General features: G+C 32.2%; 23 protein-coding genes. 6 read left to right on the top strand and 17 right to left on the bottom strand.

Going from position 1 to position 23,075, the window contains the following annotated elements:
- Positions 1 to 20 precede the first annotated feature (20 nt).
- On the top strand, positions 21 to 1,025 hold the full coding sequence (locus tag HZR23_RS02220) for a dihydroorotate dehydrogenase-like protein (protein WP_132847930.1): 1,005 nt from the start codon (positions 21 to 23) through the stop codon (positions 1,023 to 1,025).
- Between the two features lie 33 nt (positions 1,026 to 1,058).
- Here HZR23_RS02220 and HZR23_RS02225 read toward each other — a convergent pair whose 3' ends face one another.
- From HZR23_RS02225 to tig, 4 genes are all read right to left on the bottom strand, one after another.
- Complete coding sequence (locus HZR23_RS02225) at positions 1,059 to 1,526, bottom strand: GAF domain-containing protein (RefSeq protein ID WP_132847931.1); 468 nt, start codon at positions 1,524 to 1,526, stop codon at positions 1,059 to 1,061.
- A 62-nt stretch (positions 1,527 to 1,588) separates the two neighbouring features.
- Positions 1,589 to 2,866, bottom strand: coding sequence for an ATP-dependent Clp protease ATP-binding subunit ClpX (clpX, locus tag HZR23_RS02230; RefSeq protein WP_132847932.1), 1,278 nt, complete (start codon positions 2,864 to 2,866; stop codon positions 1,589 to 1,591).
- Between the two features lie 28 nt (positions 2,867 to 2,894).
- Complete coding sequence (clpP, locus tag HZR23_RS02235) at positions 2,895 to 3,479, bottom strand: ATP-dependent Clp endopeptidase proteolytic subunit ClpP (RefSeq protein WP_132847933.1); 585 nt, start codon at positions 3,477 to 3,479, stop codon at positions 2,895 to 2,897.
- Positions 3,480 to 3,502: 23 nt separating this feature from the next.
- Positions 3,503 to 4,792, bottom strand: coding sequence for a trigger factor (gene tig / locus HZR23_RS02240; RefSeq protein ID WP_132847934.1), 1,290 nt, complete (start codon positions 4,790 to 4,792; stop codon positions 3,503 to 3,505).
- A 408-nt stretch (positions 4,793 to 5,200) separates the two neighbouring features.
- Between tig and HZR23_RS02245 the strand changes: the two genes are divergently transcribed.
- The 3 genes from HZR23_RS02245 to HZR23_RS02255 are packed head-to-tail and all read left to right on the top strand — an operon-like array spanning position 5,201 to position 7,930.
- On the top strand, positions 5,201 to 6,346 hold the full coding sequence (locus tag HZR23_RS02245; protein ID WP_132847935.1) for an ABC transporter ATP-binding protein: 1,146 nt from the start codon (positions 5,201 to 5,203) through the stop codon (positions 6,344 to 6,346).
- Positions 6,347 to 6,348: 2 nt separating this feature from the next.
- Positions 6,349 to 6,990: an ABC transporter permease gene (locus tag HZR23_RS02250; protein ID WP_132847936.1), complete on the top strand. Its 642-nt coding sequence runs from the start codon at positions 6,349 to 6,351 to the stop codon at positions 6,988 to 6,990.
- A 43-nt stretch (positions 6,991 to 7,033) separates the two neighbouring features.
- The gene (locus tag HZR23_RS02255; RefSeq protein WP_132847937.1) at positions 7,034 to 7,930 is read left to right on the top strand and encodes an ABC transporter substrate-binding protein; all 897 of its coding nucleotides are present in this window, start codon (positions 7,034 to 7,036) and stop codon (positions 7,928 to 7,930) included.
- Between the two features lie 120 nt (positions 7,931 to 8,050).
- On the opposite strand, the gene HZR23_RS02260 is transcribed toward HZR23_RS02255, so the two are convergent.
- The 6 genes from HZR23_RS02260 to HZR23_RS02285 all read right to left on the bottom strand — a co-directional run bounded on the left by HZR23_RS02260 (position 8,051) and on the right by HZR23_RS02285 (position 13,612).
- On the bottom strand, positions 8,051 to 9,256 hold the full coding sequence (locus HZR23_RS02260) for a cation:proton antiporter (protein WP_132847938.1): 1,206 nt from the start codon (positions 9,254 to 9,256) through the stop codon (positions 8,051 to 8,053).
- 24 nt (positions 9,257 to 9,280) lie between these two features.
- The gene (locus HZR23_RS02265; protein ID WP_207667850.1) at positions 9,281 to 9,634 is read right to left on the bottom strand and encodes a P-II family nitrogen regulator; all 354 of its coding nucleotides are present in this window, start codon (positions 9,632 to 9,634) and stop codon (positions 9,281 to 9,283) included.
- A gap of 20 nt (positions 9,635 to 9,654) precedes the next feature.
- Complete coding sequence (locus tag HZR23_RS02270; protein WP_165913637.1) at positions 9,655 to 10,812, bottom strand: cation:proton antiporter; 1,158 nt, start codon at positions 10,810 to 10,812, stop codon at positions 9,655 to 9,657.
- Positions 10,809 to 11,162: a hypothetical protein gene (locus HZR23_RS02275; RefSeq protein ID WP_132847940.1), complete on the bottom strand. Its 354-nt coding sequence runs from the start codon at positions 11,160 to 11,162 to the stop codon at positions 10,809 to 10,811. Before HZR23_RS02275 ends, HZR23_RS02270 begins: the two co-directional genes overlap by 4 nt.
- A gap of 115 nt (positions 11,163 to 11,277) precedes the next feature.
- Positions 11,278 to 12,756 (bottom strand): methyl-accepting chemotaxis protein, encoded by a 1,479-nt coding sequence (locus HZR23_RS02280; RefSeq protein WP_132847941.1) that lies wholly within the window; start codon positions 12,754 to 12,756, stop codon positions 11,278 to 11,280.
- A 274-nt stretch (positions 12,757 to 13,030) separates the two neighbouring features.
- Positions 13,031 to 13,612: a 5' nucleotidase, NT5C type gene (locus HZR23_RS02285; RefSeq protein WP_132847942.1), complete on the bottom strand. Its 582-nt coding sequence runs from the start codon at positions 13,610 to 13,612 to the stop codon at positions 13,031 to 13,033.
- 183 nt (positions 13,613 to 13,795) lie between these two features.
- Between HZR23_RS02285 and HZR23_RS02290 the strand changes: the two genes are divergently transcribed.
- Together HZR23_RS02290 and HZR23_RS02295 are read left to right on the top strand one after the other, a co-directional pair.
- On the top strand, positions 13,796 to 15,124 hold the full coding sequence (locus tag HZR23_RS02290) for an aminotransferase class V-fold PLP-dependent enzyme (protein ID WP_132847943.1): 1,329 nt from the start codon (positions 13,796 to 13,798) through the stop codon (positions 15,122 to 15,124).
- 24 nt (positions 15,125 to 15,148) lie between these two features.
- A complete protein-coding gene (locus HZR23_RS02295; protein WP_132847944.1) occupies positions 15,149 to 15,625 on the top strand; it encodes a DsrE/DsrF/DrsH-like family protein in 477 nt (158 codons plus the stop codon).
- Between the two features lie 1,010 nt (positions 15,626 to 16,635).
- Here the strand turns inward: HZR23_RS02295 and HZR23_RS02300 are convergent.
- The 7 genes from HZR23_RS02300 to nifE all read right to left on the bottom strand — a co-directional run bounded on the left by HZR23_RS02300 (position 16,636) and on the right by nifE (position 23,071).
- A complete protein-coding gene (locus tag HZR23_RS02300; protein ID WP_165913638.1) occupies positions 16,636 to 17,256 on the bottom strand; it encodes an ATP-binding cassette domain-containing protein in 621 nt (206 codons plus the stop codon).
- Between the two features lie 2 nt (positions 17,257 to 17,258).
- A complete protein-coding gene (gene modB / locus HZR23_RS02305; RefSeq protein WP_132847946.1) occupies positions 17,259 to 17,918 on the bottom strand; it encodes a molybdate ABC transporter permease subunit in 660 nt (219 codons plus the stop codon).
- A gap of 14 nt (positions 17,919 to 17,932) precedes the next feature.
- The gene (modA, locus tag HZR23_RS02310) at positions 17,933 to 18,712 is read right to left on the bottom strand and encodes a molybdate ABC transporter substrate-binding protein (protein WP_165913639.1); all 780 of its coding nucleotides are present in this window, start codon (positions 18,710 to 18,712) and stop codon (positions 17,933 to 17,935) included.
- Positions 18,713 to 18,799: 87 nt separating this feature from the next.
- Positions 18,800 to 19,111, bottom strand: coding sequence for a 2Fe-2S ferredoxin (locus HZR23_RS02315; protein WP_330571391.1), 312 nt, complete (start codon positions 19,109 to 19,111; stop codon positions 18,800 to 18,802).
- A 15-nt stretch (positions 19,112 to 19,126) separates the two neighbouring features.
- Entirely contained in the window at positions 19,127 to 20,335 is a 1,209-nt protein-coding gene (gene nifB / locus HZR23_RS17690) for a nitrogenase cofactor biosynthesis protein NifB (protein ID WP_330571392.1), read from the bottom strand.
- A 29-nt stretch (positions 20,336 to 20,364) separates the two neighbouring features.
- Positions 20,365 to 21,723: a nitrogenase component 1 gene (locus tag HZR23_RS17695; RefSeq protein WP_330571393.1), complete on the bottom strand. Its 1,359-nt coding sequence runs from the start codon at positions 21,721 to 21,723 to the stop codon at positions 20,365 to 20,367.
- Positions 21,713 to 23,071 carry a nitrogenase iron-molybdenum cofactor biosynthesis protein NifE gene (nifE, locus tag HZR23_RS02325; RefSeq protein ID WP_132847948.1) on the bottom strand — a complete coding sequence of 453 codons (1,359 nt, stop codon included), beginning with the start codon at positions 23,069 to 23,071 and terminating at the stop codon, positions 21,713 to 21,715. The genes HZR23_RS17695 and nifE overlap by 11 nt, the downstream gene beginning before the upstream one ends.
- Between the last annotated feature and the right edge of the window lie 4 nt (positions 23,072 to 23,075).

Raw genomic sequence — 23,075 nt, forward strand, 5'->3', positions numbered from 1 at the left:
TTTTCTAGGAGGATGATAAAATGAATTTACAAACAAATTATATGGGTTTAACTCTTAAAAATCCGATTATTGTAGGGGCCAGTGGATTAACAAGTGATTTAGAATCAATAAAAGAATTAGAAGTAAACGGTGCAGCTGCAATTGTAATTAAATCATTGTTTCAAGAAGAAATACAATTGGAAAATTTAAAGTTCGATGAATATTTAAATAGATATAATGATCTACACGCAGAAATGCTTAATCATTACCCTAATATTAGACATGCTGGTGCAAAGGAACATTTATACTGGGTAAAGCAAGTTAAACAGACGGTAGATATCCCAGTTATTGCTAGCATAAACGCTATAGATGAGCATACTTGGATAGATTATGCAAAGGCTCTAGAAGAAACAGGGGTTGATGGTTTAGAACTAAATTTTTACAATATTCCAAAGGATGCTCAATTAACTGGAGAAGATATTGAAGAAAAACAAGTACAAATCTTAAAAAAGGTTAAAGAGTCTGTTAAGATCCCTGTTTCTGTAAAGCTAAGTCCTTACTATACAAATATTACAGATTTCTTAAAAAGATTAGATGATGCAAAGGTGGACGGTGTAGTATTATTTAATCGTTTATTCCAACCTGATATAGATGTAGAAAACGAAGTGGAGGTAAAAAGTTTTACTTTATCTAATGAATCTGATAATCGTCTGCCACTAATATGGACAGCTCTTTTAAGTGATCAATTAAAAACAGATATTAGTAGTAGCACTGGAATCATGACATCAGAGGATGTAGTGAAAATGCTATTGACTGGAGCCGCATCTGTTCAGATAGTTAGTACATTATATAAAAATAAGATTGAGTACTTAAATACTATTATTAAAGGCATAGAGAATTGGATGAAAAGTAAGAATTACAATTCTATTAAAAGTTTCAAAGGGAAATTGAGTAAAAAGAATATGAAGGATCCATGGGCATTTGAACGAGTTCAATACATAAAAATGCTATATTCAAAGGAAGAAATATTTGAAATTAATAGATAAGGCTAAAGATTATAAGGGTCCAAATCTGGACCCTTATAATCTTTTAGCTATCATTTCTGCAATTAGTTCTAATAATTCCTTATCGTTGTCATCAAAGGCTGCAAGTTCATGACTATCAATATCTATTTCTCCCAATACTTCAGAACCTTTCATTATTGGAACAACAATTTCCGAAGCAGTTTCAAAGCTACAAGCTAAATAATTACTCTCTTTAGTTACATCATCTATAATAAAGGTTTCTTTTTTTTCTGCTGCCTGTCCACAAATTCCTTGACCAATTTCTATACTTACATGATCAGTCGGGGCGCCTATGTAGTGCCCTAATTTTAGTTTGCCGTTTTCTATCATATAAAAGCCTGTCCAATTAAAATACGGAATATTTGTGTCTAATATATGCACTATGCCCTTATATATGTTATCCATATTACTTTCTTTTTCGAATAAACTTGTTACTTCATTTTTAAGTCTATCAAATAGAACCTTTTTCTCTAGTTTGTCCATTTAAATCCCCTCCTGAATTAAATAAAAGTGCCTGAGATATTAATCAAAGGCACTTAGTATTTTTATGATGCTGATTCTTCTTCGTCTTTTGTTGTTTTCTTTCTTTTAGATGAAGCCTTCTTAAGTATAATTGTAGGTTGAACACCATTTTCTACAGTGTCCTTTGTAATGACTACCTTCTCAATATCTTCTCTTGAAGGAACATCATACATAATGTCCATCATTATATTTTCTAGAATACCTCTTAATCCACGGGCTCCTGCTTTTCTTTCAATAGCTTTTTTTGCTACTAATTCTAAAGCATCCCCTTCAAATTCTACTTTTACATCATCAATTTCAAATAACTTTTGATATTGTTTTGTAAGAGCATTTTTAGGTTCCGTCAATATTTTAATTAACGCTTCTTCATCTAATGCATCTAATGTTACTATTACTGGTAATCTTCCAACAAACTCAGGAATTAATCCATACTTTAATAAATCCTCAGATTGAAGCTTTTTAAGAAGTTCACCAATGTCTAGATTTTGCTTACTTTTAATTTCTGCACCAAATCCCATTGATGTTTGGCCAGTTCTTTTTTGAATTATTTTATCAATCCCATCAAATGCCCCACCACAAATAAATAAAACATTAGTAGTATCTATTTGAATGAACTCCTGATGTGGATGTTTTCTTCCACCCTGAGGTGGAACACTTGCAACAGTACCTTCTAGAATTTTAAGTAGAGCCTGTTGAACCCCTTCACCACTAACATCTCGAGTAATTGAAGGATTCTCTGATTTTTTAGCAATTTTATCTACCTCGTCAATATAGATAATTCCCTTTTCGGCCTTTTCTATATCATAATCAGCAGATTGAATTAGCTTTAACAAGATATTTTCAACATCTTCCCCAACATATCCAGCTTCTGTTAAAGAAGTTGCATCTGCAATTGCAAAGGGTACATTAAGAAGTTTAGCTAATGTTTGAGCTAGTAATGTTTTTCCTGAACCAGTAGGTCCAATCATTACTATATTACTTTTTTGTAGCTCAACATCGTCCTTACCTTCATAGTTAATTCTTTTATAGTGATTATATACAGCAACAGCTAAAGCTTTTTTAGCTTGATCTTGACCAATAATATATTGATCTAAAATATCTTTAATCTCTTTAGGTTTAGGTAAATCCATCAGATCGATATCTACGTTTTCGTCGAATTCCTCTTGAATTATTTCTTGACACAATTCAATACATTCATCACAAATGTATACATTGGGACCGGCAATTAGACGTCTTACCTGATCCTGGGACTTACCGCAAAAAGAGCACTTCAATTGTTTTTTATCTTCATATCTAGACATTTATACACCTCTTTCAATGCAATACAATCTATTTTCTCGCGGTAATCACTTCGTCAATAATTCCATATTCCTTAGCTTCTTGAGCTTCCATAAAGAAATCTCTATCAGTATCTCTCTTTACTCTTTCTAAAGGCTGCCCAGTTCTTTCAGTTAATATTTCATTTAACTTATCTCTCATTTTTAGAATTCGTTCAGCATGAATACGAATATCTTCAGCTTGACCCCTAGTTCCGCCTAAAGGTTGATGTATCATAATTTCAGCATTTGGTAATGCATATCTTTTGCCTTTTTCCCCAGCTGCTAATAAAAATGCACCCATACTTGCTGCCATACCTATACAAATAGTCGAGACATTAGGCTTGATATAATTCATAGTATCGTATATAGCCATACCTGCTGTGATAGATCCCCCAGGACTATTTATATACAGTTGAATATCCTTATCTGGATCCTCAGCTTCTAGAAATAATAGTTGGGCAACAATAAGCCCAGCTGTTGTATCATTTACTTCATCATTTAATAGAATAATACGATCCTTTAGAAGCCTTGAGAAAATATCATAGGATCTCTCACCACGATTCGTTTGTTCAACAACAATTGGCACTAAAGCCATACTATCTCCTCCCAATACGTTTATTAAATCACTTTAGCATTATCTACTAAGAAATCAACAGTTTTCTTCATTACTAAATTATCTCTTATATTGTTGATATCTTGTTCTTTTAATCGTGATTTTAATGCTTCTACTTCTTGCTTATATAGTGTTGCCATTTTTTCAAATTCTGCATTTAAATCTTCTTCTGTTACTTCGATATTTTCTAATTTACTTATTTTATCTACAACTAGGTCATTTTTTACTCTATTTGCTGCATCTTCTCTCATTTGACTTCTTAAATCTTCTTCGTTAGTTCCAGTAATTTGATAATATGTTTCTAGTTTCATTCCTTGATAACTTAAAGAAAACGCGAACTCTCTAATCATTTGATCGATTTGTTTTTCAATTGCAGCATTTGGTACGTTAAGTTCAACTTTGCTAGCGATTGCGTTTATAACTGCATTTTCAAATTCTTGTTTCTCTTTATTTTCCGCAGCCTCTACAAGTTTATTCTTAATATCTGCTTTTAATTCCTCTATTGTGTCAAAATCAGAAACGTCTTTAGCAAACTCATCATCAACTGTAGGTAGCTCTTTTTCTTTTATTTCATGTATTTTAACATGGAATACTGCATCTTTTCCTGCTAAATCTTCAGAATGATATTTTTCTGGGAAAGTTACATTAACTACAACATCATCACCAATGTTTGCACCAATTAACTGTTCTTCAAATCCTGGAATGAAATGACCTGAACCAATAGTTAAAGTTTGTTTTTCCGCTGTTCCACCTGGGAATTGTACATCATCAACCATACCTTTAAAATCAATGATAACCATATCACCATTTTTAACCGGTCTATCTTCAACAGAAACCATTCTTGCACTATTTTGTACAAGCATATCTAACTCATTTTGTACATCCTCTTCCTGTACATTATACTCTTTTTTCTCTACTTCTATACCTTTATAGTTTTCTATAGTAAATTCCGGCATTATTTCTACTTCTGCTGTAAAAACAACATCTTTGCCTTTTTCAATTTCATCTACGATATCTATATGTGGATGATCAATTGGTTCAATACTATGTTCAGCTAGAGCAGCTTCATATGCATCTGGGAAACAAATATTAATAGCTTCTTCATAGAATATTTCTACCCCATAACTAGCTTCAATAATCTTTTTTGGTGCTTTGCCTTTTCTAAAACCTGGCATGTTGAATCTTGCTTTCATTTTGTTGTATGCTATATTAGTTGCTTCCTCAAATTTAGCAGCATCTACAACAATTTTTAACGTTATTTTATTATCTTCTTTTTTAATAATTTCTGAACTCATGTAAATGGTCCTCCTCTATTTAATTTTACTTTTGATTTTGTATATTATGTAAGAATAATCACTCAATTCCTATTCTTGACAACCATAATATAATTATAACAAAAAAATAATTTAAAAACAAAGACATCCATAGATTTTGGATGTCTTAACATATATTGTTCCTTTAAATTTAATAGTATCTAATTTGCAATCTAATGTCAATATTATTACCTTATAATTTTAATATTTTACGAATATTTAAGTTGAAAGTTTATTTAATGGATTTAACCATAATTTTTTTAAAATTTAATTTACTTGAAACTACTGTAATTCCAACAGCCAACTGTAATAATATACCTGGGTTAATTTGACATAAAAAAAGTATTATGTTAACATGGATAACATGAGCTTTGAAAGGAAGTGATATTCTTGATAGAATTCATTAATGTTTCCAAGTCTTATGATGGAAAAACTAACATTATCGAAAGACTAAATCTTAGAATAAATAGTGGAGAACTAGTTGTTTTGATTGGAGAAAGTGGCTCCGGAAAAACAACAACAATGAAAATGATTAATCGTGTTCATGAGCCGACATCTGGCTCTATTTTAATTAATGGCCATGACATTATGGATGCTAACATCATTGAACTTAGGCGAAATATCGGATATGTTATACAAAAAGTAGGTTTATTCCCACATATGACAATAGCAGATAATATTGAGCTTATTCCTTATTTAAAAAAATGGGATAAGGAAAAGAGACGTAAACGTGCTCATGAATTATTAGAAATGGTAAATCTAGATCCTAACATCTACTTAGATCGTTACCCTAATGAACTAAGTGGTGGTCAACAACAGAGAGTTGGAGTTGCAAGAGCTCTAGCTGTCAATCCAGATATCATCCTTATGGATGAACCCTTCAGTGCTTTAGATCCTATAACTAGAGAACAACTTCAAGAAGAGCTATTAAAGCTTCAAGATGAGCTACACAAAACCATTGTTTTTGTAACTCATGATATGGATGAAGCTCTAAAAATAGGTGATAAAATAGCCGTTATGCGAGATGGTAATATTGTTCAATTCGATACACCCGAGAACATTCTTAAAAACCCAGTAGATGAGTTTGTTGAAAACTTTGTAGGTAAAGATCGAATATGGAAATCCCCAGAGCTACTATATGCAGAAGATATTATGGTTAAACGCCCTGCAACAATATCTTTAGAAAGAACTACAGCTAAGGCCCTTGAAATAATGAAGGAAAAAGGAGTAGAATACCTGCCTGTTGTGGACAAACCTGGCGAAAATCCTAAAAAGGTATTAGGATTTGTAAAACCTAGAGAACTTAGAGCTAAAGAAAATGCTAAAATGAAAGAAATTATGAATACTAACTTTGTAACTGTTGGTTTAAAAACTAATATGGTAGAAGTTCTTAATATTATGAAGGACAGAAAAGTAAAAAATATACCTGTAATTGATGAAGCAGGGTATTTAAAGGGTTTAGTAACCCAAACAAGCATTCTGAATCTTTTTACAGATGCCATTTCGGTATTTGACGATTCTGAAGGAGATGATTAAATATGAAAGTAGGATTTTTTGAGTTTTTTATGAACAGAAAAGATCAAGTTTTAAATTTAACTTTAGAACATTTACAAATAACAGGTACTGCAGTAATTCTGGCTATTCTAGTAGGAGTTCCATTAGGAATACTAATTACTCGCTATAAGCGTCTGGCTAACCCCATCTTAGGAATAGCTAATGTTTTTCAAACACTTCCAAGTTTAGCATTATTCGGTCTAATAATCCCAATTATGGGTATCGGCAGAGTTCCTGCGATTTTTGTATTATTCTTATATGCACTGCTTCCAATTATAAAAAACACTTACACTGGAATTAACAACGTTGACCCTGCCATTATAGAAGCCGGTAAGGGTATGGGTATGACTAATTCACAAATATTAAGAATGGTAAAACTTCCGCTAGCCCTGTCTGTAATTATGGCTGGTATTAGAATTGCAACTGTTATTAATATCGGTACAACTACTATAGCTGCTCTTATTGGAGCCGGGGGGTTAGGGGACCTAATCTTTAGGGGAATTTCTATGGATAATGCTTACCTAATCTTATCTGGTGCGATTCCGGCTGCACTTTTAGCTCTATTAGTAGATTGGGTTTTAGGAATAGTAGAACGACTTTTAACACCGAAAGGTTTAAAATTGTAAAATCTTATTTATATATTAAGAGAATTTTAAAGGAGGATATTATATGAATTTTACAAAAGGAAAGAAAATTATTACTGTATCATTAGCACTTGTATTACTAATATTTACTATAGTTGGTTGTAGTCAAAAGGAAGACAAAATAACCATAGGTGCTAAGAACTTTACAGAGTCAAGACTTTTAGCAACTATGTTTCAAGTTTTAATCGAGGAAAAAACTGATTTGAGTGTAGAAGTAAAAGAGTTTGGTGGGACACAATTAGTTTTTAGAGCTTTAAGAGGTGGAGATGTGGATGTATATCCAGAATATACTGGTACTGCATATACTGTAATGTTAGACCTACCAGCTATCTCAGATGCTGATGAAACATATAATATTGTTAAGCAAAAATTCCAAGAAGACTATAATCTAGAATGGCTTGGACAATTAGGATTTAACAACACCTATGTTTTAACAGTAAGAGAAGAGATGGCAAATGAACTTAATTTAGATAGATTTTCTGATTTAATTGATCATGATGAAGATATGATTTTAGGATCTACTTTCGAGTTTTTAGAAAGATCCGATGGATATCCTGGTTTACAAGAGCATTATGGATTCCAATTTGCTGATACAAAAGGATTTGACCCGGGACTAACATATAGCTCATTAAGAAATGGGCACGTCGATGTTATTGATGCATTTTCTACTGATGGAAGGATTAAAGCATTTAATTTATACCCTTTAGAAGATGACAAACAATTTTTCCCACCGTATTATGCCGCTCCACTTATAAATGGTGCTAGTCTAGAAAAACATCCTGAATTACGTGAAGTTCTTTCATTATTAGAAGGAAAAATTACCGATGAGGAAATGAGACAATTAAATTACTCAATAGATGAGCAAGGATTAACTGAAGAACAAGTTGCAAGAGACTTTTTAGAATCTAAAGGGTTAATATAGTTTAAAAATTTTATTTAAAATGGGTGTTGGTTTATTTCCAACACCCATTTATTATATATTTACAAAGATAAACTACTCTTTTATTATAGTCCTTACTTAAATAATTTTAAAATACCTATTCTATGCTTCATTAACCTCTTCTAATACTAAGTTATCTGTATTATTTATCTCACCAGCTCTAGTTAAGGCAATTTTTGCTGCAATTGGCCCTATAATCTCAAAGACAAAAACCCCTCCTAGAATAACTGTACTTATTGTATTCCCGATTTGTGGAATTTGTTGTTTAGCAATCATAGAAAGACCTATTGCGACCCCAGCTTGAGGTAATAAACTTAGTCCAATGTTATTAACTATCTTATCTTCATAGCCAACCATCTTAGCACCCATACCTGCACCTAGAATTTTTCCAATTGATCTTGATACTACGTAACCCACACCCATTACTCCAATTTTACCTAATATATTTAAATGTAAACTTGCTCCAGCTAAAGTAAAGAAGAATAAGTATATTGGCGGAGTAAATCTACTAAGCACATTAAATACCCTATTATGACTTCTCATAAGGTTTGTTAGTGTTACACCAATCGTCATACATGTTAAAATCAGAGATAAATTAAATGCAATTGCAATTCCACCGCCAGCTATAGTACATGCCAACACTAATCCTAACATTTCCTCATCACTATTTGATTTATTAGCAAGAAAAGTTAATAGTAACCCTACAATAAAACCTAATAGTATAGAACCTGTTATTTCAACAATTGGATGGCTTATCATTCGTAGAAATGAAACATTCGAACTAGCAAAAGACATCTTAGCTAATGCCATAGCAAGTCCAAAACTCATAACACATATAGCATCATCAATTGCTACAACAGGAAGTATAGTTTTGGTCAAAGGTCCATTCGTATTATATTGTCTAATAACCATTGTGGTAGCTGCAGGTGCAGTTGCAGCAGCAATACTAGCTAAAATAATACTTAATGCAAAGGATTGATTTAGCAAATAATAAGCAGTAATGAATACAGCAATAATAGATGCAAAAGACTCCATGCAAGTTAAAATAAAAATTTTTTTACCTATTTTTTTCAATTCTTCTATTACGAACTCACTGCCAATAGTAAAAGCAATTGTAGCTAAGGCAATTTCATTTACAATGGAAAATACCTTTACATTTTGATCTGTTATAACATTAGTAAATGATGGTCCAACTAAAAGCCCTCCTAATAAATACCCCGTAACATATGGAAGATGTAGAACTTTCGATAATCTTCCACCCAAAATACCTACTAGCAAGACAATACTTATTTTTACTAATACATTCAATATACTGCGCCTCCTATTTTATCTTCACTTCTTAATATAGTTATTTACTCCATATATGTTACCTACAGGCATTGTAAACATTACTCCAGTTCCAGGGCTATTCATATCCCCAACGACATCATTTACAAGCCTAATTGTTTTATCAACCATTTCTTCACTTTCTAGAATTGTAAAAATAGTTTTGTTATATGGATGATAGTTATCTACAATTCCCCGCAAGGTCCCTATTATAGGTATTTGACTTCTATTTTCAACTAAAGCACTTGCCATCCCTTGGCTGTCTAAAATTGTTGCACCCTTTATGCCAATCTTTACAAACTCAGTAAGAATATCATCTAAATACTCAGTTTTATTTAACACTACAAATAATACATACATTTAACATGCCCCCTAACCTTTTATATCTCACCTGTATTCCTCAATGCCTGTTTTAATAACAGTGGACCAATAATTTCAAAAACAATAACCCCACTTAAAACAATTCCAGTAATAATTCCATTAGAGGTTGTAAGTTTTTGTTCCGCAACAATACTCAGTCCAATTGCAACACCTGCTTGGGGAGTTAATGCCATTCCTATATTGTTTCTTATTTTACCGGGTAGATTTGTAAAACCAGAAGCGATGTAGGTGCCAAATACTTTGCCAATAAGTCTACCTAGTACATAAGCTACTCCAATAAATCCTACACTTGATAAAATATTTATATCTAGCTTTGCTCCCGCTAAAGTAAGAAAAACTACAAATATAGGAAGCTCTACTCTTTCTAATGTAGAAGATATAATGAATTTACGATTAATTACATTTGTAACAACCGCACCACAGACAATATTTATTAATAATGCAGAGAGATTTAACTCTATAGCCAAACCGGTATTTAACAATATTATCCCTAGTAATAATACGAGAAACTTATTATTATTTTGTTTTCGTTTAAGAATAATGGAAATAAGCGTTCCTGAGAATACTCCTATTAAAATAGCAAAACCTATTTCTTTACTTAATATTATTACTAAATCCATTCCTCTAATCGTTGCTGTTTCAACTCCTTGTAATATTGCGGTTGCCAAACCGAATAGAATTATACACAACAAGTTATCAATAGCTACTAGTGCTAGTACATTTTTAGTAAATAACCCTTTTGCTCCGTATTCTTTAACAATCGAATATACACCTGATGGCGAGACTGTCATAGCTAATATTCCAAGTATTATAGCAAAATTAATTGAAATTCCTAAAAGAAACGCACTACCACAAACTAAGGTAAATGTTAATAAAATATCACCTAAGGAAACTAAGAATAATGTCTTACCTAATCTCTTAAAAACAACACGGTGTAATTCTGTACCAATAGAGAAAGCTAAAATTGCCAATGCTAAGTCATTTATAAATGAGAAACTTTTTATCATTTCCTTTGTTATAATATTTAGGAATGAAGGACCAATTATCATTCCAAAAACAATGTAACCTGTAACAGATGGAAGCTTTATTATTGCTGCGATTTTACCACCAATTAGTCCAATTAGTAGTGTTACAGCTATATACAATGGTGAATTCACTTGCATACACCACACTTATCACTTGAAATACCTTTAACAAAGTTTACTGGAACGCTAAATAAAAATGCAGAATCAGGTTCGGTAATATCCCCTAACACTTCTTCAACATTTTTTACTGCTAAATTTCTTTCTTCTACGCAACTAACTACCATAAAAATAGTTTTACTATGATTTTTATCTTCACTACCAAAATCAATAAACTGTGAAAAAAATGGAATATGGTCAGCAACTAAATGACCTATACCAGAACTATCAATAACTGTAGCACCAGATATTCCCTTTTCAATAAATCCATCTAAAAGCTCTGTTAATAATTCTGTCTTGTTTAAAACGATAACTAATAACTCCAAGCCAAATCTCCTCCTTCTTCCCTAAAAATTTTGATATGTTTATCATATAACAAAACAGTTTATTTTACAAATTGACATAATATAAAAATCTATTAAATTGTATATTATATCTTATTTATTTAACTATCTTTAAATCTACACCTAAAACTCCTATAACTTTATTATTTATGTCTTTAATAGGTAGAGAAATTGTTAAACATGGCCTATAAGAAATAGCAGATATATAAATTGAGGAAATATAAAACTTATCTTTAATAGCTTCATTAAACCAATCCCTATTAGAAGCGTTTGCTATTCCAGCAGGTGGAATCGAAACAATAAACTCACCATTTAAATTGTTTGACCATACTGCTTCAAATTCAGAATTTGTTTTAAATAGCTCAGTTAATAAAGGTTCATGTTTATTTGGCTCAACTGAAACTATTTCTTCAGTAGATACAATTACCTCAAGTGTTTTTCTTAATATTTTTATTCTATTTTCCAAATTAATTTTTTCACTATCTGATAAATCAACTAAGGTTATACTATTGGTTGTATTAACTAAATCGTCTGCAACTTTTACTAAAATTTCTCCCATTTTCTCAGTTGTTTTTAGATTTTTTTCCTGTTTTCCTATGTAGTCAACTACTTTAAAAACCTGGGCATCTGCCTCATTACACATCATTGACATCTCATTAATAAAATTTAAAATACTTTCATTAGTTTCTGCTTGTATTTTTCTTGCCTCACTAGCTCGTGATAATTTAGTTTCAACTTTAGCTGTAGATTGTATTATTTCATCTAAGCTCCCTTTAGCAGAATACATTGCCTTAATCCCTAATTCAACAGATTCAGTCCCACTTATCATCGCTCTGTCAGCTTCCGACACTCCCTTTTCTATTGTTATTAATAGTTGGTTAGCTAAGTTTGCTGCTACTGCACTGGCCTCTGCTAACTTTTGTATCTCATTGGCAACTACCGCAAAACCCCTACCGTATTCTCCTGCTCTAGCAGCTTCTATAGTAGCATTTAATGAAAGTAAGTTTGTCTTTGAAGAAATTTCTTGTATATTAGCTAGTAATCCATCTATTTCTCTAGTATTTTCAGTTAATATCCTTATTCTTTCCCCAACTTCCTGAGAGGATTGCTGAATTTTCATCATAGCTTTATTTACTTCTTCTACGGATTTACCACCTTTTTCAGCTATAGATTTCGTAACTATACTATCTTCATAAATAGTTTCTGCTAGCTCAGTAATGGTCTCTGATGCCTTTTTTACTTCTTCTATCTTAATAGTTGCCTGCTCCGCACCAAAGGCAATTTTATTTGTTAGCTCCTTTGTATAATTAGATGCAACCCTCACGTCTTGTGCTAAAGTAGTTGAATCTGATATTACTGAATTAACTTGTTTAACCGCAGAAGAAACTTTACTCGATGCAACCTGTGCCTCTCCAGTAAATCGTCTTAAAGTTTCTATTAATTCCATAATATATTTTACTAGTAATCTGAGTTGCAGTGGATAATCATCCTCTCTTAAATTAGCATTTAAATTTCCTTCAGCATACTTTTTGACCTGTTCTATTAAAACCTCAATTTTTCTATTTTTAAACAACATATTGCCTCCCCCTTTGTATTTTTTTCTACGAACACACCAGATAATACACTAAAACACGAATATTAACCAACGAAAAATATTTGAATATTCAGTTATTTATAATAATACGATATATTTCGACTATTTTAAAGAGTTTTTGAATAAAAAAAAAGAACTAAGGTCTAGGGGAGTTAAGATCTTAATTCTAAAAAAGGAAGTTATAAGTTATCAGTATATGTTTTTTATTTATATATCAAAATTGGTTTAATTTTATAATTGGTATTTATACTTCTTCTTATGCAATAATTTTTTCAATTCTCTCTTCTATTTTAATAAGTCTATTTACCTGCTCCCAATTTGAAACCCTTTGTATTCCATTTAATAACTTATCTCTATTGTAATTACAATCTAGTAAGTAAACCTTAAATTCAGCTCCAGACAGTTCTACTGCATTTTCATATCTATCTTCTAGAAAAATATTGCAATTTAATTCCTTGGCTTTATCTACTTTGTAATGACTACCTAACATATATAGCTCACCTTTTGGAAGGTCATTATACTTAAACCACTCTTCTGTTAAAGCCCTTAAGCTATTGTCTCTTGCCGTTACATAATAAATATTGTGTTTATTATATAATTCCCAAAGGATATTTCTTGCATTACTTCTCACTTGAGCATTAAAGAGCATTTCTTCTCCATACATTTTGTAAAACTCATTTACTTCTTCATTGCTAATTCCTAAGACATCACATATTTCATATTTTGTTACATCAGCTTCTTTAATATTTAAATTAAAATACATATTTGCATAATCAACCCAATAATATGGCTCAGTAATGGTTCCATCAATGTCGATACAAATGTTTAATTCTTTCATTTGAGCACCTCCATTTATCTATTTTCTAATTAGATTATATTTTACAATTATTAATTAGTGATTAACTTAATATTAAATCTAAGTTAAATCAAAATACTTTATACTACCTTCATTTACAAGTAACAATTTATTTGTCATTTCATAAAATAATAAGAAGAAGAATTTTGGAAGAAGGTGATCCATATGGAATTTGGCAATACAGGTTCTAATCTTAGAGATCTAATATGCGGGGCAAATATCGAGATTCCTATAATAGACGGTAACCATGTAAGAGGTATAAATTTTGATAATGCTGCTACAACTCCAGCTTTTCAATCAGTTATTAATGAAGTAATGAATTTTGCTCCCCTTTACTCATCTATACATAGAGGAATGGGTTATAAATCACAACTTTCTTCAAACCTCTATGAACAGGCTAGGTTTATTATTGCAAACTTTGTTAGTGCAGACCTATATCACAAAACGGTTATTTTCACTAACAACACAACCCATGCCATTAATAAACTCTCCTATAGCTTACTAAATAATATAAAAGATGGGATTATTTTGACTACTCAAATGGAACATCACTCAAATGATTTGCCATGGAGAGGAAAATATAAAGTAGATTTTGTTTCAGTGGATGATGAAGGCAACCTATCCCTAGAGGACTTAGAAAGTAAACTGAGCCAATACGGTGGATTAGTTAAACTTGTAGCTGTTACTGGAGCATCTAATGTTACTGGTATTGTTAATCCTATTCATACAATAGCTACAATGGCTCATAAATACGGCTCTAAAATTTTAGTAGATGGAGCACAGCTAGTACCCCACTCCAAAGTTGATATGAAACCAGTTGATTCGCCTGAACATATAGATTACTTAGTATTTTCATCTCATAAGATGTATGCACCTTTCGGTACTGGTATACTAATTGGTTGGAAGGATACTTTTGAAGCTGGAGACCCGGATTATGTTGGTGGTGGTACTGTAGAGATCGTAACTCCAGATTATGTTAGATGGGATCATGCCCCGTTTAGAGAAGAAGCAGGCAGCCCAAATATATTTGGAGTTGTAGCTTTAATTGCGGCTATTAAAACTTTAAACAGCTTAGATATTGAAAGTATCCACTATTATGAACAGCAATTGACTAGCTATGCACAAAATAATATAAAAAATCTTCCCGATGTAACAATATACGGACATCAACAATTTAAAGAAAATAGAGTAGCTATAGTTCCTTTTAATGTGGAAGGGATTCATCACGAAACTCTGTCAAAAATTCTTTCATATGAAGTAGGTATAGCGGTAAGAAGTGGCTGTTTTTGTGCTCATCCCTATGTGCAAAAACTTTTAAAAGTTACTCCAGAAGAAATAGAGGAACATATTAAAAATAGGCATTCATTAATTCCTGGAATGGTACGTCTAAGTTTTGGTCTTTATAATACTATTGAAGAAATAGATTTTTTCACAGAAATTCTTTATAAAATAATTAAAAATAAAGCACACTATATTCAGAAGTATTCTACTTAAGCTTAAACAAGGAGGTACATAAGATTGAGCAAAAAAATTAACTTAGTAATGTTTAGTGGTGATTATGATAAAGCTATGGCGGCTTTAATAATTGCTAATGCAGCTCGAGAAATGGATATAGAAGTTTCTATGTTTTTTGCATTCTGGGGGCTATTTTTAGTTAGAGACCCTGAAAAAATGACTTTAGAGGATAAAACAAATTATGAAAAAATGTTTTGTATGATGACTCCTAAGGGTGCAGAAGATTTACCTTTATCAAAAATGAATTTTGCTGGCTTTGGAAAAGAAATGCTTTTAGAAATGATTGAAGACAACAAGGCACCTCGTTTAATTGATTTTTTAAATGGTGCTAGAAAAAAAGGTGTTAAATTCTCTTGTTGCAAGCTATCCTTAGAAATTATGGGATTGAAAGAATCAGAGCTTATTCCTGAGATGGAAGTCTCAGATGCAAAACATTATATAAATGATGCTATTGAAAGTAATATGCAGTTATTTATATAGGAAAAGCAATTGCATTTTATTACCAGTATTTTAATTTATATTGCTGGACAATATAATAGTGTCGGGTAAGTAAGGGTTAAGCCAAGATTCATATTCGCTTCGGAAGAGGTGTCTATGGGTCGGCCAAAGATTATATATTGGTCAACATAAGGGCTAGTATATAGTCGGAGGGAAGATTCTATAGGGTTAGGAAAGGTTTTATTATAGTCGGCTAACTTATACCGTTTGTTTTATCGATTATAATGGGATCCCAACTTATTTTATAGGGTCGAGCTAAAATTCTATTGGGTGTCGCAGGCTTTATTTATTGGGCTTATGGTTATATATAGCCGTAAGGTTATATATAGCTATTAAGATATCCTCTAGGGTTGAGTGAACCATTCTTATGGGTGTTGAATCTGCTTATTTATGGTCGAAAGATCATACTTAGGTGGTTAAATATCTCTAAGGGTGCTAACAAGATTCTTACTTGCTCGGCTTAACTATTTTTTGATAACATTTTGGTTATATATTATTCTATTTAAATAAAAAATTACATTATATTACCAGTGTTTTATCTTATCTAATTGGACAATATAATAGTGTCGGGTAAGTAAGGGTTAAGCCAAGATTCATATTTCGCTTTGAAAGAGGTGTCTATGGGTCGGCCAAAGATTATATATTGGTCACGGCGGCTAGTATATAGTCGGAGGGAAGATTCTATAGGGTTAGGAAAGGTTTTATTATAGTCGGCTAGCTGTTTCAATGATTTTTTCGATTATAATGGGATCCCAACTTATTTTATAGGGTCGAGCTAAGATTCTATTGGGTGTCGCAGGCTTATTTATTGAGCTAATGGTTATATATGGCCGTAAGGGTATGGTTCTATATAGCTGTTAAGATATCCTCTAGGGTCGAGTGAACCATTCTTACGGGTGTTGATTCTGCTTATTTATGGTCGGAAGATCATACTTAGGTGGTAAAATATCTTTAAGGGTGCTAACAAGATTCTTACTTGCTCGGCTTATTATTTAATAATATGCTATTTTATTTGCCAATACTTCTACATCTCTTTTATCATGGGTTACTAATACTACCGGAATATTCCAATAAGAAAAAAATCTTTTAATCTCTTTTCTTAAATTTTCTTTAACATTAATATCTAAAGCAGAAAAAGGTTCATCTAATAGTAGTACTTTTGGATTTGTAGCCAAAGCTCTCATTATTGCTACTCTTTGTTTTTGTCCACCAGATAACTCCATAGGATATTTGTCCTTTTTATTATCCAATCCTGTAATCCTTAATAAATCTATAGCTTTTCTTATCTTTAAATCTCTATCTTTATCTTTCATTCCAAATATAATATTATCTATGACTTTCATATGTGGGAAAAGACCATAATTTTGTGGTACATAACCTATATGTCTATCCTTAGGTGGTATACAAATATTTTTTTCTTTGTCATAAATTATTTTTTTATCTATTTCAATAAAACCATAATCGGGATTAATAAGTCCTGCAACGGATTGTATTGTAATACTCTTTCCTGACCCAGAAGGTCCATAAAGACTTATTACTTCTCCATTTCCTACTTCCCATTCTTTATCAATTTTAAAATCATCGAATTTCTTTGTTATTTTTACTTTAAGCATCCTCATCCCTTCCTTTCCATATTAATCTTATTTATAAAAAGTAATGCAATTATTGTTATACTACTTATTAATAAAACTAGAAAGTTTGCCTGTTCATACTTTCCCCCCTGAACCGCATCATATATTGCAATTGATAATGTCTGAGTTTTACCTGGAATATTTCCTGCGACCATTAATGTTGCTCCAAACTCTCCCATCGATCTAGCAAATGCAAGTACTATTCCCCCAACTATTCCTTTCCATGCTAAAGGTAATGTAATTCTGAAAAATATGCTCAATTCTGACTTTCCTAGAGTCCTTGCCACATCTTCTAAAGTAGTATCTACGCTCTCTATGCTAGATTGGACAGACCGTATCATTAAAGGTAGAGATACAATAATTGAAGCAATTACCGCGGCCTTCCACGTAAATATTAAATTAATATTCAACCTTTCAATAAGAATTTTTCCAATAAAACTCTGTCTACCAATAGTAATTAATAAGTAGTAACCCAGAACTGTTGGTGGCAAAACCATTGGTAATGTTACCAAGGCAGAAAAGACACTTTTACCATAAAATTTGCACTTGGCCAATACCCAACCAATTAAAATCCCTATAATAGCCGTAAATAAAGTTGAATAAGATGCTACTTTTATTGATAAATACATTGGCGACCAATTCATCTGCCTCCCCCTTCCTATGGTATGTCATACCCGTATTCTTTTAAAACTACTTCTGCTTTAGGACTTTTAACAAAGTCAGTAAACGCTTTTCCTAACTGTTGGTTATTAGAATGACTTACAATACCTATAATTTGATTTAGAGGATTATGAAGCTGTTTATCAATTAATAGATAATTCATATCTTCTGTAATTAAAGACAAGGCAGTAATACCTACTTGGGCATTTCCAGTTTCAACAAATTGCAACGCTTGGGAAACATTTTCACTATATACAACTTTATGTTCTATTAAATCCCATAAACCAAAACTTATAAGGGCCTCCTTTGCAGCTAATCCATAAGGGGCGTGATTAGGGTTTGCAATTGCTATACTAGTAATTTCATCTAACTTCAAATCCTCAAGAGATTCAACTTTTACATTTAACTTTTCATTTGTAACTAATACTATTCTACCTATAGCATACAAATCTTTAGTTTCCTCTAATATATCTCCTCTATCTATTAGCTCATCTATAAAATTTTCACTAGCAGGAGCAAAAACATCAATTGGTGCCCCATTAATAATTTGTTGTGTCAAGTTTCCTGTGGAACCAAACTGAAAAATAACTTTACAACCAAATTCCTGTTCAAATAATTCTCCTATCTTCTCAAAGGCAAATTTAAAATTAGATGCAGCAGCAACATGTAGTTCTAAATCCTCTTTATGAATATTCTCTACTTTTTTATTACTACATCCGGTTAAAACTATGCCTAATACTAACATCCCTATTATTATCTTTAATATTTTTTTATGCATGAGTATTCCTTTCCCTATGAAATAAGATGTCTTACACATTCTATTTATAAGACATCTTATTATAATTTTTTTTACAAGTATTAACTATCATATTAATAATCTTTCAACAACTTTACCTTTCTCTATATGTGACTCTACTATTTCTTCTACGTCATCAGGAGTAACTTTTCCGTACCATATACCCTCTGGATATATAATAACTACCGGACCCTTCCCACAAATACCTAGACAACCCATTGTAGTTATCATTACATCATCTTCAATTTCTCGCTCCTGAAATTCTGAGATAAATTCATTCACTATTCTTACAGTTCCCTTTGTCATACACATTCCTTTTTGTTCTCCTGTAAGCCTTGAACTAGCACAGACAAAAATATGAAACTTTGGCTTCAGTATCATAATAGTCCCCTCCTTTTAAATAGCTTCCCTAATCCCATCCATAGCTTTTTTAATACCGCTTTCAATTAAATCATAGGTCTCAATCACTTTAATACTTTTTTCCTTAAGCTTCTGTTTGGGGCTATTCCCTATTCTTAAACAAAATACAGTATCGCAATCTTCTATTGTTTTTAAAATTAAATCTATTTTACTTTCACTATGACACTCCTCAGGTCCCCCACAATATTGAGGTACTGACCGTTTGCTTAAAAACTCCACTTCTCCATTCTGCTTATATTTATATATAGTAAAATTATCGACTTGCCCAAAATGCTGATCAATTAGTCTTCCTGTTTTAGTAGCTACAGCAACCACATATTCTTTATTATCAATCTTTTCTTTCTTTTGGCCAGAACAACCAACATTTCTAAAATCAATAGAACAGTCTTGCCCAAGTATTCCAATTGCATCTGCTCTACACTGCTTACAGTGATACATCTGTTTAATTGAAGAGCTACACTTCATTCTAGTTAGGTTTAGCTCCCTATTACTGGTTAAGGGCATATTTTCAAACTTACTTCCCTCTGCAGGTATAAGTGGCATTATATTTGTCATAAAGGCCCCTAAACTCTCAACCTTTTTTACAACATCCTCTATATGACTATCGTTAACCCCTTTAATCATAACGATATTAACCTTGCAGACCATGTCCCTTTCCTTCATAGCTTTTAAACCTTTTAGTTGTTTCTCGATTAGTAAACTTGCCCCTTCAATACCTTTTAAAACCTTCCCTTCATAAATCACGCTATCATATATTTGGGATCCGATTACAGGATCGATAGCATTTATTGTTATAGTAATATGGGAAACCCCTAAAGCCTTTAGTTCATCTGCATATTCTTCTACTAGCAACCCATTTGTTGATAGACAAATAATAATATCTGGACTTTCATTTTTAATGAGTTCAATAGCCTCTTTAGTCTCTTTAAAATTTGCTAAAGCATCTCCCGGTCCAGCTATTCCTACCACTGTTAAATTAGAAAGTTTACTTTTTACCTCTTTAAATTTAACTAAGGATTGTTCGGGAGATAAAACTTCACTAGTTACACCAGGTCTACTCTCATTTAAACAATCGTATTTTCTATTACAATAGTTACACTTTATATTACATTGTGGTGCCACCGGAATATGCATTCTAGCATTATTAGCTGCATTACTATTAAAACACGGATGTCTTTCATCCATAAAGACTCCCCCTTTCTTTAATCCTAGCCTTATCCTAAATAATATTTATCAAATAAATCTTCTCTGTAGGAGCTAAACTTTTGCTCAATTAATGTATTCGTTATATCATCTAAAAAACTAATAGAGCCTTCATATCCTATAAAAACCCTCCGTTGTGCCCCTACTCTATCATGGATTGGAAAGCCTATACGCACTAATGGTATTCCTTCCTTCTCCACCATAAATTTTCCGTCTCCGTTTCCTATAAGAATATTCACATCAAGCTTTTTAACATAGCTATATATAGTTTCAAAATCTGTATCGTTTAAAATAATCGGTTTATCCTTTGTGTCAATATTATTTTCTATTTTCAATTTAAAGTTTGAAATTTTAGCTCCAGTAGCTATTAATACAGGTTTAATTCCGTTCTCACTACATAATTTACTAACTGCATATACCAGTTCTGGATCTCCAAAAATTACAGCCTTGCCTTCACCGTTGTATTTGTGGGAATCTATCATGCCATCAAGCATTCTTGCCCTTTCCTTTAATAGCTTTTCTGGAACCTTTCTGCCACTTATATTACTAATTAATTCTATAAAAGTATCAGTATTTTCTAATCCAATAGGTAATGGACATCTATATAGAGGCACTTGATATTTATCTTCTAAATATTTACCTGGTGATGATTTGTCTGAAACGAGCATTCCCATTTCAATGGTTGCCACTGCCCCTGACATGTTTTTTATATCTTCAATTTTAGTTCCATCAGAAGAAAGCTTATTATATTTACTTGTAAATCCAGAATCCAATGTATCACTTATATCTGGAAGTAAAGTGTACCCTATATCAAATAGCTCTAAAATCTCTTTTATCCTTCGGATATCGCCGGGTGTTAAATTCCCAGCCACAATATTTACTTTTTCCGTAGTTGTTGACTTTACAGTTATACTTTCAACAATTCTACGAAGAGTTAAATAGTACCCTTCATGCTCAGAAGGTCCATATCCAGGGGTGGGTACTGTAATAATAGATATATCCTTAATATTTTCCTGTTCTTTAAAATCAGTAACAATCGAATTAATATCCTCACCTATAGTCTCAGCCAAGCAAGTAGTTGCTACGCCAATTACCTTGGGGTTATATAGTTTAATGACATTTTTAAGACCTTGCTTAAGATTAGTTGCGCCCCCATAAACTATTTCCTTTTCATTTAAGGATGATGATGCAATATCGATTGGTTCATTGTAGTGAGTTGCCATATGTCTTCTAATATATGTGCTACACCCTTGAGAGCCATGAAGAATAATTACTGTATTTTCAATACCTTTAAAGGCTGTAGCAGCCCCCATAGGCATACACATTTTACATGGATTAACAGTTAAATTTACAAAATTTCTAGTCTTCATGTACATCCCTCAATTCTTTTCTAATTGATTTCCATACGGGGCTATTAACGGATGTATGAACCTCTTGAGCAAAATTTATAGATCCTTCAAAACAATTTAATGGATGCTTTCTCTCATGATTATGATCACAAAAAGCAATTCCAAGCTTATATGCTAGAGGTCTTTCCTTTACTCCCCCTACCAATATATCTGCGCCCTTTTCTTTCATAAACTTCTCTAATTCACTAGGGTTACTATCATCTAAAATAACAGTCCCTTCATCCACTAGAGATTTAATTGTTTCATACTCATTTCGCTTTCCAGTTTGGGTTCCTACCATAACAGTTTTCATACCAAGCTCATTAAATTGCTTTATTAAAGAAATTGCTTTAAACCCTCCACCCACATATATAGCAGCCTTCTTATCCTTTAGTAACTCCTTATATGTCATTAAGGATTTTTCTGTCTCTAAAGCCTCTTTTTTAATAAGATCCAAAAATTCCTCATTATATTTATCCCCTAAGGCCTCGATTACTTTTTCAAAGGATGTTACCGTATCCTCAATACCATAAAAGCTTACATCTATAAAAGGAATTCCATATTCCTTCTCCATTTGCTTAGCAAGATACGTCATTGATCCAGCACATTGAACTATATTTAGTTCAGATTTAGCAGCGTTTTTGATTTCCTCAAAGGTTGAATCCCCTGTTATTTTCGCATTTACCTCGATACCTAATTGTTTTAAATAACTTGTAACAATCCACATTTCCCCTGCTAAATTAAAATCACCTAAAAAGTTAATACCTTTCTTCTTTTCTACCTTAGGACCCAGTAGTAAGGCATGACAGGCCGCCTTATATCCATCTTTCTTATTCCCAGCAAAGCCTGAGGACTGAACAGGTACAACCTTTATATTATGCTTTCTTTCTGCCTCTTTGCACACAGCTTCCAAATCATCCCCTATTACCCCTACAACACAGGTAGCATATACAAATATTAGCTTTGGACTATGCTTAGCAGCTATTTCATCTATAGCGGCAGCCAGCTTTTTCTCTCCACCAAAAATAATATCTTCTTCCCTCAGGTCAGTTGAAAAACTATTTCTATAAACCTCTTCTCTACTACTTAAACTTCCTCTTATATCCCAAGTATAGACTGCACATCCAATTGGACCATGTACAATGTGGTAAGCATCGGTTATCGGGTTTAAAACTACCCTAGCACCACAGTATACACAGGCTCTTTGACTAATTGATCCAGCAATGCTATTTTTTTCGCAGTCTATTATTTTGTTTTTATCAGAGCTATTTTTTTCTAATATAAATTCTTTTCTTTCATCTAACGTTTCTAGACAACATCCTCTATTCATAACA

Source organism: Serpentinicella alkaliphila (assembly GCF_018141405.1).
Lineage (GTDB): Bacteria > Bacillota > Clostridia > Peptostreptococcales > Natronincolaceae > Serpentinicella > Serpentinicella alkaliphila.